Source organism: Mucilaginibacter panaciglaebae, from assembly GCF_039539265.1.
Taxonomy (GTDB): Bacteria; Bacteroidota; Bacteroidia; order Sphingobacteriales; family Sphingobacteriaceae; genus Mucilaginibacter; species Mucilaginibacter panaciglaebae.
In genome coordinates this window covers 1-16915 of record NZ_BAABCV010000018.1, presented here as the reverse complement: position 1 = coordinate 16915, position 16915 = coordinate 1, and the positions used below count along the sequence as shown (strand labels likewise).

Sequence of the window (16915 nt, the reverse complement as noted above, 5' to 3'; positions counted from 1 at the left end):
GCGGGATATCCGCAGAATCGGCTTTCCCTTTCTTACTTGAAAAACTACATCAAGTTTCTCTTCAAATGTGTGTTTTGACATAAAAGTAACCCCAAAAGTTTTTGTCTAACTTTTGGGGTTCACTTCATTGAGACAGCCTCTTTTATTTTTATAATCAACTTTGCCACCCTGAATCACACTGTCATCCGGAATCGCCCTGTTATCCTGAACCAACTTGTCACCCTAAACCAGCCTGTCATCCTGAGGGATAGTGAAGGATCTGTGAACTATACAATCGTCGCGCGGCAGATTCTTTGCTATCGCTACGCTACCTAATAACAAAAAGATAACGTTGTCATTTCGACCATAGGGAGAAATCTATACAAGGACGGTCACACCATGCGTAGCGTGTGTATAGATCTCTCCTTATGGTCGAGATGACATAAACAAAATATTGTCGTTGAACCTTTAGACTCCGGATTTTACATGTCTCAGCAAAAGGGATGAAAGGCTATTTCATTTTTACAATCAACCTGTCATCCTGAGGGATAGCGAAGGATCTGTGAACTATACAATCGCCGCCCGGCAGATTCTTTGCTATCGCTACGCTACCTATAACAAAAAGATAACGTTGTCATTTCGACCATAGGGAGAAATCTATACAAGGATGGTCACACCATGCGTAGCGTGTGTATAGATCTCTCCCTATGGTCGAGATGACATAAACAAAATATTGTCGTTGAACCTTTAGACTCCGGATTTTACATGTCTCAGCAAAAGGGATGAAGGCTATTTCATTTTTACAATCAACTTGTCATCCTGAACCGACCCGTTATCTTGAACCAACCTGTCATCCTGAGCGATAGCGAAGGATCTGTGAACTATACAATCGCCGCCCGGCAGATTCTTTACTATCGCTACGCTACCTATAACAAAAAGATAAGGTTGTCATTTCGACCATAGGGAGAAATCTATACACGGACAGTCACACCATGCTTAGCGTGTGTATAGATCTCTCCCGTTGGTCGAGATGACATAAACAAAATATTGTCATTGAACCTTTAGACTCCGGATTTTACATGTCTCAGCAAAAGGGATGAAGGCTATTTCATTTTTACAATCAACCTGTCATCCTGAACCGACCTGTCATCTTGAACCAACCTGTCATCCTGAGCGATAGCGAAGGATCTGTGAACTATACAATCGCCGCCCGGCCAGATTCTTTGCTATCGCTACGCTACCTATAATAAAAAGATAACGTTGTCATTTCGACCATAGGGAGAAATCTATACAAGGACAGTCACACCATGCGTAGCGTGTGTATAGATCTCTCCCTATGGTCGAGATGACATAAACAAAATATTGTCGTTGAACCTTTAGACTCCGGATTTTACATGTCTCAGCAAAAGGGATGAAGGCTATTTCATTTTTACAATCAACTTGTCATCCTGAACCGACCTGTCATCTTGAACCAACCTGTCATCCTGAGCGATAGCGAAGGATCTGTGAACTATACAATCGCCGCCCGGCAGATTCTTTGCTATCGCTACGCTACCTATAACAAAAAGATAACGTTGTCATTTCGACCATAGGGAGAAATCTATACAAGGATGGTCACACCATGCCTAGCGTGTGTATAGATCTCTCCCTATGGTCGAGATGACATAAACAAAATATTGTCATTGAACCTTTAGACTCCGGATTTTACATGTCTCAGCAAAAGGGATGAAGGCTCTTTCATTTTTACAATCAACTTGTCATCCTGAACCGACCCGTTATCTTGAACCAACCTGTCATCCTGAGGGATAGCGAAGGATCTGTAAACTATACAATCGCCGCCCGCAGATTCTTTACTATCGCTACGCTACCTATAACAAAAAGATAAGGTTGTCATTTCGACCATAGGGAGAAATCTATACACGGACGGTCACACCATGCGTAGCGTGTGTATAGATCTCTCCCTATGGTCGAGATGACATAAACAAAATATTATCATTGAACCTTTAGACTCCGGATTTTATATCTCAGCAAAAGGGATGAAGGCTATTTCATTTTTACAATCAACCTGTCATCCTAAACCGACCCGTTATCTTGAACCAACCTGTCATCCTGAGCGATAGCGAAGGATCTGTGAACTATACAATCGCCGCCCGGCAGATTCTTTGCTATCCCTACGCTACCTATAACAAAAAGATAACGTTGTCATTTCGACCATAGGGAGAAATCTATACAAGGACAGTCACACCATGCCTAGCGTGTGTATAGATCTCTCCCGTTGGTCGAGATGACATAAACAAAATATTGTCATTGAACCTTTAGAGGCCCCCGGATTTTATATCTCAGAATGGCAAAATATGTTAACCTAACCGCTGTCTGATCGCTTCATATAAAATAATCCCTGTTGCCACAGAAACATTCAGCGACTCGATCTCGCCGTACATCGGGATCTTAGCCAGGTGATCGGCAATGCGGATGATGTCATTGCGTACCCCATCTTCTTCTGATCCCATGACAATAGCTGTGGGTGCGGTGTAGTCTGGTTTGTAAATGTATTCCTGGGTTTTTTCGGTGCAGCACACCAGCTGCAGGCCCGACTCCTGTATGAATTTAACCGTCTGCATAAAATTATCATGACGGCAAACCGGAATTTTATACAATGCTCCGGCAGATGTTTTAATGGCGTCCGGGTTTATCTGTGCCGATCCTTTTGCCGGTACTACTATGGCATGCACTCCGCTGCATTCTGCCGTACGGGCTATAGCACCCATGTTGCGTACATCGGTTATTGCATCGAGTATCAGGATTAACGGTGTCTCTCCTTTTTCAAATATCTGCGGAATGATATCTTCGATCTTTTGATAAGTTATCGGCGATATGAATGCGATCACTCCCTGATGGTTTTTCATGGTGATACGGTTCAGTTTTTCAACCGGTACCTGTTGGGCCACAATTTGATACTCGGCCAGTAGTTCTTTAAGCTCGGCAAGCAGGCCGCCGCCTATGCCGCGCTGTATGTATAATGACTCAATTTCTTTACCTGATTTGATGGCTTCAATAACCGCGCGGATACCAAAAACTACCTGGTTACTTTCGCGGGGCTCTCTTTTATTATTATACATTTTGCTGTTATTTTCACGGCAAAAGTAGCCATATTAATTAACTTTGTGCCGCCGGCAATTACGCTGTGATTGATTTATAAATTTTAGGTTTAATTAGCAAAGCCAATTTACCAACAACGCTTTAAAAAAGGCGTTTTACAGCCAAAATTTATATTTCTCAACAATCTGCTGTTAATAACGATATTGAAAATTGTGTTGATTTTGGCGTTTTGGCTCACGCAAAAAAAAGTAATCAACCACGGGTAAATTCGCCGTTTTTTAGTATATTTTTGATGACCATGATTTTTGAGAACGACACCCCAAATTACAAGCCGAACACTAACGACAAACGTAGCCGGATAACCAATCCTACCCCCTACACTGGTTTAGGCAAATTACCCCCGCAAGCTGTTGATTTAGAAGAAGCGGTACTGGGTGCTTTGATGTTGGAGAAAGATGCGCTGTCGTCTGTGATTGATATTCTGAAACCGGATATCTTTTACAAAGACGCACATCAAAAAATATTCAAGACCATACAATATCTGTTCGAAAAAACATCGCCTGTTGATATTTTGACGGTGACCGCGCAACTGCGTGTACAGGGAGAACTGGAAATGATTGGCGGTGCTTACTACATTACTGAACTCACCAACCGGGTAGCTTCAGCAGCTAACATTGAGTATCATGCGCGTATAATCATTCAAAAATTTATTCAGCGCGAACTCATCCGCATATCTACAGAGATCATTACCAGCGCGTACGAAGATACAACCGATGTGCTCGACTTGTTGGATAAAGCGGAAAAGAACCTTTTCGATATCGCCCAAAACAACCTGCGTCGCGACTCGCGTAAAATGGACGACATCTTACGCGAAACCTTAAAAGAGATCGAGGCACTGAAAGATAAGAAAGACGGCCTGACCGGTGTAGCTTCAGGCTTTACCGACCTTGACCGTATGACCTCGGGTTGGCAAAAGTCTGACCTGGTGATCATTGCGGCCCGCCCGGCGATGGGTAAAACGGCTTTTGTGCTAACCTGCGCACGCAACGCAGCAGTTGATTTTGAGAAACCGGTAGTGGTGTTCTCGCTCGAGATGTCGTCGGTACAACTGGTGAATCGTCTGGTTTCGGGCGAAACTGAAATTGAGCAGGAAAAGATCCGTAAGGGTACTTTGGAGGAGTGGGAATGGCAACAGATCCACTCTAAGATTGGCCGCCTGGAGCAGGCGCCCCTTATTATTGACGATACCCCGGCATTGAACATCTTTGAGTTCAGGGCTAAATGCCGCCGTTTAAAATCGCAGTATGATATTCAGCTCATCATCATCGACTACCTGCAATTGATGCATGGCAAAAGCGATAACAAAGGCGGTGGCAACCGCGAGCAGGAAATTGGCAGTATATCACGGGCGTTGAAATCGGTAGCTAAAGAGTTGAATGTGCCCGTAATTGCGCTCTCGCAATTGAGCCGCGCGGTTGAAAGCCGTCCCGGTACCAACAAGCGCCCTATGCTTTCAGATTTGCGTGAATCAGGCTCTATAGAGCAGGATGCGGATATGGTATTGTTCTTATATCGTCCCGAATATTACGGCTTAGAGGTAGACGAGGATAACAATCCTACCAAAGGTGTCGGCGAGGTAATCATTGCCAAGCACCGTAACGGTGAAACGGGCACTGTGCGACTGAAATTCGTAGGTAAATATGTTAAGTTCCAGGATCTGGATACCGGCGATTCATTCCCGGTAGCGGGCGGTGCCTTTGCCGGCCTTAACCCTTCAAGCGACTTTGACAAACCGAGTAACTTTATCATCCGTCCCTCGCGAATGGATGATATCGATGATGAGCCACCATTTTAGCCCCCGCCCTTTGAAGGGATAATAGCGTAGCGTTATTAGTAAATACACTCTCCCGTTTGTCATTGGCCAACGGGAGAAATGACAAACATAAAAGTGATCCAAAAGTGATCCACCTGCGGACCCAAAAACGACTTATAAGTCAGAAAAAGTGATCCAAAGTGATCCGTCAATTCGCGACAAAAATACCCAATATGCTGATTTAAAGCAGATTACAATTAAAGGGTGATCCAACTGATCCAAAGTGATACACATTCGCGTGGATCACATCACCTCTCGGTTCTACCTGTTAAAATATCAGCCCCAGCACTACCCCGATCACTATAACTATCGGGGTTTTTACTTTGGTGAATTGCAGCAAACAAAAGGTTCCAACAATAACGGCGTAAGCCATCGGATCCAATCCGAACGGCCGTGTCAGGGAAATCAGCGCCGTCGCCATAAAACCTACCGCTACCGCATTGATACCGCTTAATGAATTTCTGATACGTGTTATCTTTTTCAGGTCATCCCAAAATGGCACAATAAACAGGATCAATATCAGCCCCGGCGAGTTAATACCGATAACAGCAACCAAACTACCAACAATTTGTCCGCCTACACCATAACCATGATTGCCCATAACTACGCCGCCTAAAAACGACGTAAAACAAAATGTAGGCCCAGGTAAAGCTTGCTGCAATGCATATCCCGACAGAAATTCGGCGCCCGAGAGGTAATGTTTCACCTCGACAAACTCGGTATACATTAACGGTACCAGCACCTGCCCGCCACCAAAGATCATGATGCCATTTCGGTAAAAGTTCTCAAACATGCGTATAGGCAAACTGAATGGCGACGTACGGTTAATAACGGCACCCAACGCTGCAAACGCCAGCAGCACACCTATAAAGTACATTACCTTATTAGGATTGACATTGGCAAATAGTTTAACCCGCAACTCGGCCTCTTGCGGCTGGGTATCAAGGGCGGACGATACGATGCCACCCAGCAAAATCAGTATCGGGAAAGCATAAGCATTCTGCAGGATCAGCGTCGCGATAAATGAGCCTATTGCCAGCATGGTACTAATACGCGTTTTGAGGAACCTGCAGGCAAAGGTGTAAGTAGCATAAGCCACTATCCCAACCGCCGCAGGCCTGATAAACTTCAGGACATCTACCATCCTGCCCCTGTCGGCAAACATTTTATAACTGATAGCGGCTGCGCACATCATTGCTGCCGAGGGTAAAATCCAAAGTAAGAAGGTAGCAATAGCCAACCACAATCCGCCTACTTTCCAGGCAATACCTACCAATGTCTGCGTGGATGAGGGGCCGGGCAACACCTGCGCCAGGGCGTTCAGCTCCATTAACTCCTCTTCTGAAATATAGTTACGTTTCTGTACAAACTCGCGCAGCATAACCGCAATATGCCCTTGCGGACCGCCAAATGCACTCAACGTATAGATAAAAGCATCGCTTAAAAAAAGAAGTTGGCGTTTTTTCAATATCACCTGTTTAATGGGCTGTCATGCTGAGGCTCTCGAAGCATGAGGGCGGGCTACGCTCACCCTTCGAGAGCCTCAGGGTGATACCCTATTTTATATCAATAATCATCGTCATCATCCCAGCCAATCAACTCACGATATACACCTTGCAGCTCATTAAACGCATGATTGTCGCGTTTAGCTTTAGTGATCTCCATTCCTTTTTCGTAGGTTTTGATAGCGTCGTCTTTACGGCTTAAGGCCTCATATAATTTACCTAAATGGTAGTAAGTTCCTGAGTATTGCGGATGGTTAGTCACCAGATCTTCGTAATACTGCAGGGCTTTGCCAGCATCGTTTAAACGGAGATATTCAGTAGCCAGGGCATATTTTAAAAACTCGTCGTTCGGTTCGTTTTTAATAAACTCCAATAGCTTTTCTAATCTGCTTGTCTCCATTTTTAAACCCTGTCTTTTTTATCTAGATTTGTAAAAATCAACGCTTATGAATATTTTGGTATGTATAAGTAATGTTCCGGATACCACCACAAAAATAACTTTTACCGATAACAACACGCAATTTAATGCAAACGGAGTTCAATTCATTTTAAACCCGTACGACGAAATAGCCCTTGCGCGTGCTATCGAATTAACCGAGGGTGGTAACGGCAAGGTTACCGTTATCAATGTAGGCGATGCCTCTACCGAGCCTACTATACGCAAGGCATTGGCCATAGGAGCAACCGATGCTGTACGCATAAATGCCAAACCGCATGATGCCTGGTTTGTGACTTACCAGATAGCACAATTTGTGAAATCAAACCCGTTCGACCTTATATTGACGGGCCGTGAGTCAATAGACTACAATGGTTCAAAAGTAGCTGGCATGCTGGGCGAGTTATTGGATATTCCATCAGCATCTATTGTAAAAAAACTGGATATTGAAGGAAATCAAGCTACTGTCGAGCGCGAAATTGAAGGCGGTAAGGAAGTTTTAACTATCCCTTTGCCGCTTGTTGCAGGCGCTGCCGAAGGCGTTTCAGAACCAAAGATCCCCAACATGCGCGGCATTATGTCGGCGCGTACCAAACCGTTAATTGTTATTGAAGCGGTTGATGTAAAAACAAATTCAGAGATCATCAGTTATGAAACACCGGCACCCCGCGGTCAGGTAGAACTAATCGGGGCCGATGATCCGGCGAAACTAGTCGAGTTATTGCATACCAAGGCCCGGGTTATTTAATTAGAATATGTCAGTTTTAATATATACAGAAAACGCCGGGGGCAAGTTCAAAAAATCAATTTTTGAAGCGGTATGCTATGCCCGTGCCGTTGCCGATCAAAGCAATACTACACTCACTGCTTTATCGATAGGTAATGTCAACACCGACGAACTAAGTGCACTGGCTAAATATGGCGCCGATAAAATATTAACTGTTACTAACAGCCAGCTTAAAAACTTTATAAACCAGGCTTACGCTTCGGTTATTGCAGAGGCTGCAAAAAAAGAAGGCGCTGCTATTGTCGTACTATCTAATTCATTTTCAGGTCGCGGCCTGGCTCCGCGCATCAGTGTAAAACTGGATGCAGGTGTGGTTGACGGCGCAGTGGCACTGCCTGAACAAAACGGAGGCAGGTTCACGGTCAAAAAAACTGCTTTCTCGGGTAAAGCATTTGCGATAGTCGAGTTAACGTCAGCTGTTAAAGTTATCGCGCTTACACCTAACTCGTACAAGGTAGTCGAGGTTGCCAAACCGGCTAAAATTGAAGAATTTAGTGTTGACATTAAGGCATCAGACCTTAAAACCATATTGAAAGAGATTGTGCGCTCTTCAGACAAAGTTTCCTTGCCCGATGCGGATATTGTTGTATCGGGCGGGCGTGGCCTTAAAGGCCCTGAAAACTGGGAAATGATCGAAGAACTGGCCGGAGTATTAGGTGCAGCGACAGCTTGCTCAAAACCGGTGTCGGACGCGGGCTGGCGACCTCATAGCGAACACGTCGGACAAACAGGCATAGCTATCAGTCCTAATTTGTATATTGCAATAGGAATTTCGGGTGCTATTCAGCACCTGGCAGGTATCAGTTCATCGAAGGTCATTGTGGCAATTAATAAAGACCCCGAAGCGCCTATTTTTAAAGTTGCCGATTACGGCATTGTTGGCGACGCCTTTGAAGTGGTACCAAAATTGATAGCAGCTATTAAAGAACATAAAGCCTTAGTATAAGGATTGTTGTGATGGGTAATAACATGAAAAAAATAAAGCTTGATATTGTGGGCTTGTCATACAGCCAGACACAATCAGGCGCATACGCCTTGGTATTGGGCGAAGTTGGCGGACGACGCCGTTTGCCAATAATCATCGGCAGCTTTGAGGCTCAGGCCATTGCTATTGAAATTGAGAAAATGACCCCAAGCCGCCCTCTAACCCACGACTTGTTTAAAAGCTTTGCCGAAGCTTATAACATCATGGTACAGGAAGTGATCATTTATAACCTGGTTGACGGTATTTTTTATTCAAAACTCATTTGCAGCGACGGCAAAAAAGTAATGGAGATTGATGCCCGTACATCTGATGCCATTGCCATAGCCGTGCGTTTTGAATGCCCTATTTACACCTACGAATTCATTTTATCAAGCGCAGGTATCGTAATTGAGGGTAACGATTTTGTTTACCTTGAAAACATTGCCGAAACGCCCGAAGAAATATCATCTGTGTCATCAACAGCAAGTTCAGGTTTTGGCGCACTAAGTACTGAAGAATTAAAAGCCAAATTGCAGGAGGCGCTGGCTGAAGAATCATATGAAAAAGCGGCTAAGATTAGGGATGAACTGAACAAACGGAAAGCGTCGTAGTAGAAGATTAAAGATTAGTTGTTCGGCTTTCAATTAATTGCTTTTGCTATTGACTGACAAACCGATCTTTAATCTTCAGTCACCAATCTTTTGAAAGCTTATTAACTAATCGTTATTCTCTCTTTCCTTTTTCTCATAAAATTCAGTACTTTCAGATTTTGAATTTTTAACTGATCAAGATCGATTAAAACCAGACTGTATGAATATTAAGTTTCGCTTAATACTGATGAATTTTATGCAATTTTTTATATGGGGGGCGTGGTTGCTTACTATAGGTGCATATTGGTTCCAGAACAAGCATTGGTCTGGCGCGCAGTTTGGCATTATCTTCTCAACCATGGGCATTTCGGCTATTTTTATGCCCGCCATAACCGGTATCATTTCTGATAAATTCATCAACGCCGAAAAACTATATGGCATTATGCATATCCTGGGGGCCGTAGTGCTGGCCTGCCTGCCGATGGTTACAGACCCAACTACTTTTTTCTGGGTGATGCTAATCAACATGATATTTTACATGCCAACCCTGTCGCTATCTATAACAGTAGCTTATTCGGCATTAAAGAAGAATAATATCGACGTTGTAAAAGAATATCCGCCCATCCGTATTTGGGGTACCATTGGTTTTATTGCTGCTTTATGGGCGGTAAGTTTAACACATAACGAAACCTCAGCTAATCAATTTTATATCGCTTCGGCAATAGCGTTAACTTTGGGATTATATTCATTCACCTTACCAAAATGCCCGCCTTTATTGAGTAAGGTTGATAACGCTACCCTGGCGGGTTCTTTAGGTCTTAATGCCTTCGCGTTATTTAAATCATCACGATTTGCCATTTTCTTTGCCTTTTCGTTGCTGTTGGGCGCGGCATTGCAATTAACTAATGCCTACGGCGATACTTACATTCATGACTTTGCAAAAACCACTGCATATCAAGACACTATAGCGGTAAAATATCCCGCCATTATTATGTCTATCTCACAAATATCAGAGACCTTGTTTATTTTGGCCATACCATTTTTTCTACGGCAGTTTGGTATCAAGTACGTTATGTTATTTAGTATGCTGGCCTGGGTGTTGCGTTTCGGTTTATTCGCTTTTGGTAACCCGGCCGAGGGTTTATGGATGATTGTTTTATCGTGTATCGTTTATGGTATGGCTTTCGACTTTTTCAATATTTCCGGCTCGCTATTCGTTGAAACACAAGCTGCACCCGAAATAAGGGGCAGTGCTCAGGGTTTATTTATGATGATGGTTAATGGCTTTGGAGCATTGTTTGGCAGCTTTGCCAGCGGTTTGATCATCGATAAATTTTTCACCATGTCAAACGGCGTTAAAGACTGGCATGGCATCTGGCTTTGCTTTGCAGCTTATGCGTTAGTAATATCAGTGATATTTCCGTTTGTATTTAAGTACAAGCACAATGCAGCTCTAGAACACGCTATTAAACACGCTTAAAATACCTTATGCCATTCGTTGATTTAATTAACTAATGAAAAAACATTATCGCAAAGAGAACGATTGCGCTAACTGCGGAACCGAATTACAAGGCAAATTTTGCCACGTATGCGGGCAGGAAAACCTGGAGCTACGCGAAAGCTTCGGACACGTAATGAATCATACAATAAGTGATTATTTTCATTTTGATCATCAGTTTTTCCATACGTTTAAACCCTTATTATTTCAACCCGGCAAACTCACCATTGAGTATATGCTCGGCAAAAGGGCACAATACCTGCATCCGGTGAAAATGTACATTTTCATCAGCCTGGTTTTTTTCTTGCTGTTTTTTAAAAATGATGCAAAAGACACAAAGCTCAGGCAATCAAATAATCCGAAAAGTAAAAAAGAGCTGGCCGCCACTAAACATCAACTGGATAGCCTAATACAAGACCCCAAGACAAGCAAGCTTGAAAAAAGTATTTTAAAGACTGCCCAAAGCAATAACAAGGTTGTTCTAAATGAATCAGGAGATGTGGATTTCGTTACAGAAACGCCTGATAAGAATAAGAAACTAAAAAATCATATTACGTTTTGGGACGGCGATGATGCAGACGAGGCCATCCGCATGAAAGATACAACTTACGAGCTTTATCTGGCCCGGCAGGCTAAACTATCGCCCGGTAAAAAAGACAATTTCATTGTACGCTACGTACGCAAACGCGAATACGAACTAAATGCCAGTGGCGAAGATATTAACAATGTAATTCTAGAAGGCATCAAACATAACGCGCCAAAAATGATGTTTTTGTTGCTGCCCTTGTTTGCCTTACTATTAAAAATTGCTTTCTGGAAAAGCAGGAAATTTTATGTGGAACACCTCATTTACTCATTCCACTTCCATTGCTTTTTGTTTTTGTTTATGTCGATGATCATACTGATCAAGATGATGCTGCCACATTCGTGGGATATTGGTGACTACCTGGATAGCATTGCTGTCTTGGTAATCATCTGGTATACTTATAAATCACTACGGGTAATGTATCATCGTACTGCGCGAAGAACCATCACCAAGATGCTGGGGTTATTTTTTAGCTACTCGTTTGTGTTTCTAGCCTGTATGGGCATCCTGGCAATGGCTGTGGCATTGTTCGATTAAAACAATTTGTAGGCTAAAGACAAATTGAACAGGTTAATCTTGGTCGATCCCATTCCGTAATCTTGTTTACTCAGGCCTGCTTCATAACGTAAATCGACAGATAAACTGCGGATATCAACACCCGCTCCTACATTCCAGGCATAATTCTGATTTTTATAGTTCAGGCGTGCAATATTACCGGCAGCCGCCCCATAATTCTGATCTTTATTAATAGCGAACGAAACCAGCGGGCCAGTATAGAAACGGGCACCCAGGCCAAAAGCGCCAATTTTACCACCAAACAGTAAAGGCACATCAACACTGGTAAATTTTTGCTTAACGCCATCGACGGTTACATTTTTGCCGGTTACGTAAGCCTCGGGCTGGAAGTTAAAACCCAAAGCACCAAAACGCGCCCAGATGCCGCCCAGGTAACCTGCCCGATTATCGGTAGCAAAAGTCCCGGTTTTGGAAATACTTGTTAAGTTCATCCCGCCTTTAATACCAAATGCAAAACTTGGAATTACCTGTGCTTTGGATGAAAATGCCGTTGCCACAACGACAGTTAAGATCAATAGTGTTTTTTTCATGGCTTTGTGAGTTGAATTGATGGATAAAAGTATAAATAATAATTTATCAGGTTTGTATGATGCCTACATTAAATGCTTTCTCAATGGGTGCATGATTGGCCGCTTCAATACCCATAGAAATAATGCGGCGAGTCTCCAGCGGATCGATGATCCCATCAACCCAGAGCCTTGCAGCTGCGTAATATGGTGTGGTTTGCGCATGGTAACGGTCGGTGGTTTGTTTGAGTAGTTCTGCTTCTTGTTCTGCAGTCACCTCCTGGCCTTTGGCTTTCATTCCTGCTGCCTGTATTTGCACCAATGTTTTAGCAGCCTGTGCGCCACCCATCACTGCTATTTTTGCTGTTGGCCAAGCGTAGATCAATCGTGGATCATAAGCTTTACCACACATGGCGTAATTACCTGCACCATACGAGTTACCGATAACAAAAGTAAATTTGGGCACAACCGAATTAGCCACTGCATTGACCATTTTAGCCCCGTCCTTAATAATACCGCCCTGCTCTGAACGACTGCCCACCATAAACCCGGTAACATCCTGTAAGAAAATCAATGGTATTCTTTTCTGATTACAATTCATAATAAACCGGGTGGCCTTGTCTGCTGAGTCTGAATAAATAACCCCACCAAACTGCATCTCGCCCTTTTTTGATTTGATAAGTTTGCGTTGATTGGCAACAATGCCTACCGCCCACCCGTCAACACGGCCCAAACCACAGATGATGGATTGCCCATAGCCCGCTTTATATTCTTCAAATTCTGAATTATCCAGTAAACGGAGGACAATTTCGAGCATATCGTAAGCCTTTTCACGGTTATCTGGCACCAGGCCATAAATTTCTTTAGGATTCAATTTTGGGACGGCGGGCTTAATACGATCAAAACCGGCTTTGGTAAAATCGCCAACCATGCTCATGATATTGCGAATTGAATCCAGCGCCGCTTTGTCATTGGGTTGTTTATAATCAGTCACCCCGGATATTTCGCAATGCGTGGTGGCACCCCCAAGGGTTTCGTTATCAACATCCTCACCAATAGCAGATTTTACCAGGAATGCTCCGGCCAGAAACACTGATCCCGTACCTTCAACAATCATCGCTTCGTCGCTCATGATTGGCAGATAAGCTCCGCCGGCTACACACGAACCCATGATGGCAGCTATCTGGATAATGCCCATACTGCTCATCTGTGCATTGTTTCTGAAAATACGACCAAAGTGTTCTTTGTCCGGGAAAATCTCATCCTGCAAAGGCAAAAAGACACCGGCTGAGTCAACCAGATAAATAATCGGCAAGCGGTTCTCCAAGGCAATTTCCTGCGCACGCAGGTTTTTCTTAGCAGTTATTGGAAACCATGCACCGGCTTTTACCGTTGCATCGTTAGCTACAATTATACATTGTCTGCCTGAAACGTAACCAATACCCGTTATAACACCACCCGACGGACAGCCGCCATGTTCAGTATACATGCAGTCGCCGGCAAAAGCGCCAATCTCCAGCCAGTTTGAATCTTTATCAATCAAGTAAGCAATACGTTCGCGGGCCAGCATTTTGCCTTTTTCCTTTTGCCTCGCAGCAGCCTTCTCACCGCCTCCATGATATATCTTTTTAAGCCGGGTGCTTACTTCATAAACCAGTTGCTTGTTAATATCCTCGTTTTTATTGAATTCGATATCCATAATTTAGGCGATAAGAGAATATAATTTAAATAAAAACGTTCAACACACGCGTTTGTGTTACTACCAGCAAGATAATATAAACTGCAATATTTCCATTACATAAAATACAATCGTAACCTTTGGTTTTCTGATTCGTATAAGCGATAAATAATCCCTGATTAACTGATGACTATTTTGATAATAGCTTACTTGTGCCGACGATTTAATGTGCTGCCGCGTATTTACAGTAAGGTTTTAGTAACACAAATACCCAGCGTTACGCTAGCCGCACTTGCCGCTTGCAATTACCAATCCGCTAAAATAAAATAATAATTTTCAGGAAAGATTCCGGTCTTTGAACCAAACGTCATCAGGTTCAATTTTTACCTTTTCCATCAAGTCGACCAATTCAATAGCATCAGCCGAAGTGATGACTAATTCGCGGTTCGCAGGTTTCAGAAAACGCTGCTCAACCATTATGTCCATTTGTTCTAGCAGATGATCGTAAAAGCCATTGACGTTTAATATACCAACGGGATGTTGATGTAACCCCAGCTGCAGCCAGGTTAAAACTTCAAAAAATTCTTCCAGCGTACCGAAACCGCCGGGAAGCATGATAATACCATTGCAAAGATCATTCATCAGTTGCTTGCGTTGGTGCATGTTTTCAACCACGTGCATCTCAGTCAAGCCGGTATGACCAACTTCTTTATCCATTAAAAATCCCGGGATCACACCAATGGCTTTGCCGCCTCGCTGCAATACAGCATCAGCTATTAAACCCATAACGCCTACCCTGCCGCCGCCAAAAACCAGCGTAATATTTTTGCTTACCATTACCTCGGCCAAAAGTTCAATGGCTTCTTTTAAGACAGGATCGCCGTTATAATTGGCGCCGCAAAATATGGCGATGCTTTGCATGTTTTAGTTATTGAATTATAGAATTACTGAATTATAGAATTAAATTCAATCAATAATTCTATAATTCAGTAGCTCAATAATTATCGGGTATAATTCGGTGCTTCCTTAGTAATCGTAATATCGTGCGGATGTGATTCGCGGATACCTGAAGCGGTGATACGTACAAATTTGGCTTGCTGCAGGGCCTCGATGTCTTTAGCACCACAGTAGCCCATGCTGGCGCGCAAGCCACCTACAAACTGGTAGATCACTTCGGCCAATGTGCCTTTGTAGGGTACGCGACCAACGATACCTTCTGGTACCAGTTTCTTGATATCGTCCTCTACATCCTGGAAATAGCGGTCTTTTGAACCTTGTTCCATCGCCTCAATAGAGCCCATACCTCTGTATGATTTAAAGCGACGGCCTTCATAGATGATGCTCTCGCCCGGCGATTCTTCAACCCCGGCAAATAACGAGCCTGCCATGATGGTACCTGCGCCCGCGGCAATGGCTTTCGCAATGTCGCCGGTATGTTTTATACCCCCATCGGCAATAACCGGCACACCGGTGCCTTTCAAGGCTCTGGCACACTCGTAAACTGCATATAACTGAGGTACCCCTACGCCGGCAATAATACGGGTTGTGCAAATTGAACCCGGACCTATACCTACTTTAACGCCGTCAGCGCCTGCATTGGCTAAAGCCAAAGCGCCATCGCCCGTGGCTACGTTACCTGCTATAACCTGCAGGTCAGGGTATTTTGTTTTTACTTCTCTTAATTTATCGATAACACCTTTTGAGTGACCGTGTGCGGTGTCGATAGCAATAACATCAACCCCGGCTTTTACAAGAGCGTCTACACGATCCATTGTATCGGCAGTAACACCAACGGCAGCGCCTACACGTAAGCGGCCATGCTCGTCTTTACAGGCATTAGGGAAGTTTTTAAATTTCTGGATGTCTTTGAAAGTGATCAGACCTATCAAAATGCCGTTTTCATCAACAACCGGCAGCTTTTCAATTTTTTGCTGTTGCAGTATTACTTCGGCCTGGGCTAAAGTGGTGCCCTGCGGTGCGGTTATCAGCCCATCTTTGGTCATAACATCATGTACCGGTTTGGTCATTTCTTTCTGGAAGCGCAGGTCGCGGTTGGTGATGATGCCTTTCAGCGTATTAGCCTCATCAACTACAGGGATACCGCCAATTTTGTACTCACGCATAATCTTTACGGCATCGGCAACAGTTGAAGCCTCGTGCAACGTAACCGGCTCCTGGATCATTCCGCTTTCTGAACGTTTTACTTTACGCACCTCGTCGGCCTGGCGGTCGATACTCATGTTTTTATGCAGCATGCCCAGGCCGCCTGCCTGAGCTATAGCGATAGCCATTTGCGACTCGGTAACGGTGTCCATTGCGGCAGATACCAACGGAATATTTAAGCGGATCTTTTTAGTTAAAAAGGAGGCGGTATTCACATCGCGCGGTAAAACTTCTGAATAAGCCGGGAGTAATAATACGTCGTCGTAAGTTAATCCTTCGGCGACAAATTTTGATGGGTCTGACTGCATAGCAAATAATTATTTGGAGGTATTATTTGCCGGGCAAAGCTAATATTTTATTTTGGATTTAAGAAGTATGATTTCAGAATCGGCTAAGATTTACAATAATGTGTCAGTTGGGTATAGGTGATCCACGCGAATGTGTATCACTTTGGATCAATTGGATCACCCGTTAATTATAATCTACTTTAAATCAATTAATTATGTTTTACTGACGTGATTTATGGATCACTTTGGATCACTAAAAAAGACTGACCCGTCCTGAAAAAAGTTTACAGATTTGGTTGTTAATACTTAATTGAATTTACACTTTTAATTTAGTACTGAAATAAGTTTACACTATTTATCTGTCGATAGCTACCTTCATTTCGCTAGT

General features: G+C 43.5%; 13 protein-coding genes. 6 read left to right on the top strand and 7 right to left on the bottom strand.

All coding sequences use genetic code 11. The annotated features are described in order from the left end of the window. Positions 1 to 2336: 2336 nt before the first annotated feature. Positions 2337 to 3098, bottom strand: a complete 762-nt coding sequence (gene rlmB / locus ABD772_RS17385) for a 23S rRNA (guanosine(2251)-2'-O)-methyltransferase RlmB (protein ID WP_345107456.1) — start codon at positions 3096 to 3098, stop codon at positions 2337 to 2339. 272 nt (positions 3099 to 3370) lie between these two features. Between rlmB and dnaB the strand changes: the two genes are divergently transcribed. Continuing rightward, positions 3371 to 4933 carry a replicative DNA helicase gene (gene dnaB, locus ABD772_RS17380; protein ID WP_425562847.1) on the top strand — a complete coding sequence of 521 codons (1563 nt, stop codon included), beginning with the start codon at positions 3371 to 3373 and terminating at the stop codon, positions 4931 to 4933. 286 nt (positions 4934 to 5219) lie between these two features. On the opposite strand, the gene chrA is transcribed toward dnaB, so the two are convergent. Then, complete coding sequence (chrA, locus tag ABD772_RS17375; protein WP_425562846.1) at positions 5220 to 6425, bottom strand: chromate efflux transporter; 1206 nt, start codon at positions 6423 to 6425, stop codon at positions 5220 to 5222. 92 nt (positions 6426 to 6517) lie between these two features. Continuing rightward, positions 6518 to 6856 (bottom strand): tetratricopeptide repeat protein, encoded by a 339-nt coding sequence (locus ABD772_RS17370; protein WP_345107451.1) that lies wholly within the window; start codon positions 6854 to 6856, stop codon positions 6518 to 6520. A 46-nt stretch (positions 6857 to 6902) separates the two neighbouring features. Between ABD772_RS17370 and ABD772_RS17365 the strand changes: the two genes are divergently transcribed. The 5 genes from ABD772_RS17365 to ABD772_RS17345 all read left to right on the top strand — a co-directional run bounded on the left by ABD772_RS17365 (position 6903) and on the right by ABD772_RS17345 (position 11854). After that, complete coding sequence (locus ABD772_RS17365) at positions 6903 to 7640, top strand: electron transfer flavoprotein subunit beta/FixA family protein (protein WP_345107448.1); 738 nt, start codon at positions 6903 to 6905, stop codon at positions 7638 to 7640. A gap of 7 nt (positions 7641 to 7647) precedes the next feature. After that, positions 7648 to 8625 (top strand): electron transfer flavoprotein subunit alpha/FixB family protein, encoded by a 978-nt coding sequence (locus ABD772_RS17360; RefSeq protein WP_345107445.1) that lies wholly within the window; start codon positions 7648 to 7650, stop codon positions 8623 to 8625. A 23-nt stretch (positions 8626 to 8648) separates the two neighbouring features. Then, positions 8649 to 9254: a bifunctional nuclease family protein gene (locus ABD772_RS17355; RefSeq protein ID WP_345107442.1), complete on the top strand. Its 606-nt coding sequence runs from the start codon at positions 8649 to 8651 to the stop codon at positions 9252 to 9254. A 199-nt stretch (positions 9255 to 9453) separates the two neighbouring features. After that, complete coding sequence (locus ABD772_RS17350; protein ID WP_345107439.1) at positions 9454 to 10713, top strand: nucleoside permease; 1260 nt, start codon at positions 9454 to 9456, stop codon at positions 10711 to 10713. A 34-nt stretch (positions 10714 to 10747) separates the two neighbouring features. Continuing rightward, complete coding sequence (locus ABD772_RS17345) at positions 10748 to 11854, top strand: DUF3667 domain-containing protein (protein WP_345107436.1); 1107 nt, start codon at positions 10748 to 10750, stop codon at positions 11852 to 11854. Here the strand turns inward: ABD772_RS17345 and ABD772_RS17340 are convergent. The 4 genes from ABD772_RS17340 to guaB form a co-directional block, all read right to left on the bottom strand. After that, positions 11851 to 12423, bottom strand: coding sequence for a porin family protein (locus ABD772_RS17340; protein WP_345107433.1), 573 nt, complete (start codon positions 12421 to 12423; stop codon positions 11851 to 11853). The two genes, ABD772_RS17345 and ABD772_RS17340, sit on opposite strands and share 4 nt — an antisense overlap. 46 nt (positions 12424 to 12469) lie before the next feature. Beyond that, entirely contained in the window at positions 12470 to 14098 is a 1629-nt protein-coding gene (locus ABD772_RS17335) for an acyl-CoA carboxylase subunit beta (protein ID WP_345107430.1), read from the bottom strand. A gap of 315 nt (positions 14099 to 14413) precedes the next feature. After that, complete coding sequence (locus tag ABD772_RS17330) at positions 14414 to 14998, bottom strand: LOG family protein (protein ID WP_345107427.1); 585 nt, start codon at positions 14996 to 14998, stop codon at positions 14414 to 14416. Between the two features lie 80 nt (positions 14999 to 15078). After that, a complete protein-coding gene (gene guaB / locus ABD772_RS17325) occupies positions 15079 to 16548 on the bottom strand; it encodes an IMP dehydrogenase (protein WP_345107424.1) in 1470 nt (489 codons plus the stop codon). Positions 16549 to 16915: the final 367 nt, after the last annotated feature.

What these genes read in the sequence shown, in the direction of transcription:
- rlmB (WP_345107456.1), bottom strand. Translation starts at nt 3,098, where the DNA reads ATGTATAATAATAAAAGAGAGCCCCGCGAAAGTAACCAGGTAGTTTTT.
- dnaB (WP_425562847.1), top strand. Translation starts at nt 3,371, where the DNA reads ATGACCATGATTTTTGAGAACGACACCCCAAATTACAAGCCGAACACT.
- ABD772_RS17370 (WP_345107451.1), bottom strand. Translation starts at nt 6,856, where the DNA reads ATGGAGACAAGCAGATTAGAAAAGCTATTGGAGTTTATTAAAAACGAA.
- ABD772_RS17365 (WP_345107448.1), top strand. Translation starts at nt 6,903, where the DNA reads ATGAATATTTTGGTATGTATAAGTAATGTTCCGGATACCACCACAAAA.
- ABD772_RS17360 (WP_345107445.1), top strand. Translation starts at nt 7,648, where the DNA reads ATGTCAGTTTTAATATATACAGAAAACGCCGGGGGCAAGTTCAAAAAA.
- ABD772_RS17355 (WP_345107442.1), top strand. Translation starts at nt 8,649, where the DNA reads ATGAAAAAAATAAAGCTTGATATTGTGGGCTTGTCATACAGCCAGACA.
- ABD772_RS17350 (WP_345107439.1), top strand. Translation starts at nt 9,454, where the DNA reads ATGAATATTAAGTTTCGCTTAATACTGATGAATTTTATGCAATTTTTT.
- ABD772_RS17345 (WP_345107436.1), top strand. Translation starts at nt 10,748, where the DNA reads ATGAAAAAACATTATCGCAAAGAGAACGATTGCGCTAACTGCGGAACC.
- ABD772_RS17340 (WP_345107433.1), bottom strand. Translation starts at nt 12,423, where the DNA reads ATGAAAAAAACACTATTGATCTTAACTGTCGTTGTGGCAACGGCATTT.
- ABD772_RS17335 (WP_345107430.1), bottom strand. Translation starts at nt 14,098, where the DNA reads ATGGATATCGAATTCAATAAAAACGAGGATATTAACAAGCAACTGGTT.
- ABD772_RS17330 (WP_345107427.1), bottom strand. Translation starts at nt 14,998, where the DNA reads ATGCAAAGCATCGCCATATTTTGCGGCGCCAATTATAACGGCGATCCT.
- guaB (WP_345107424.1), bottom strand. Translation starts at nt 16,548, where the DNA reads ATGCAGTCAGACCCATCAAAATTTGTCGCCGAAGGATTAACTTACGAC.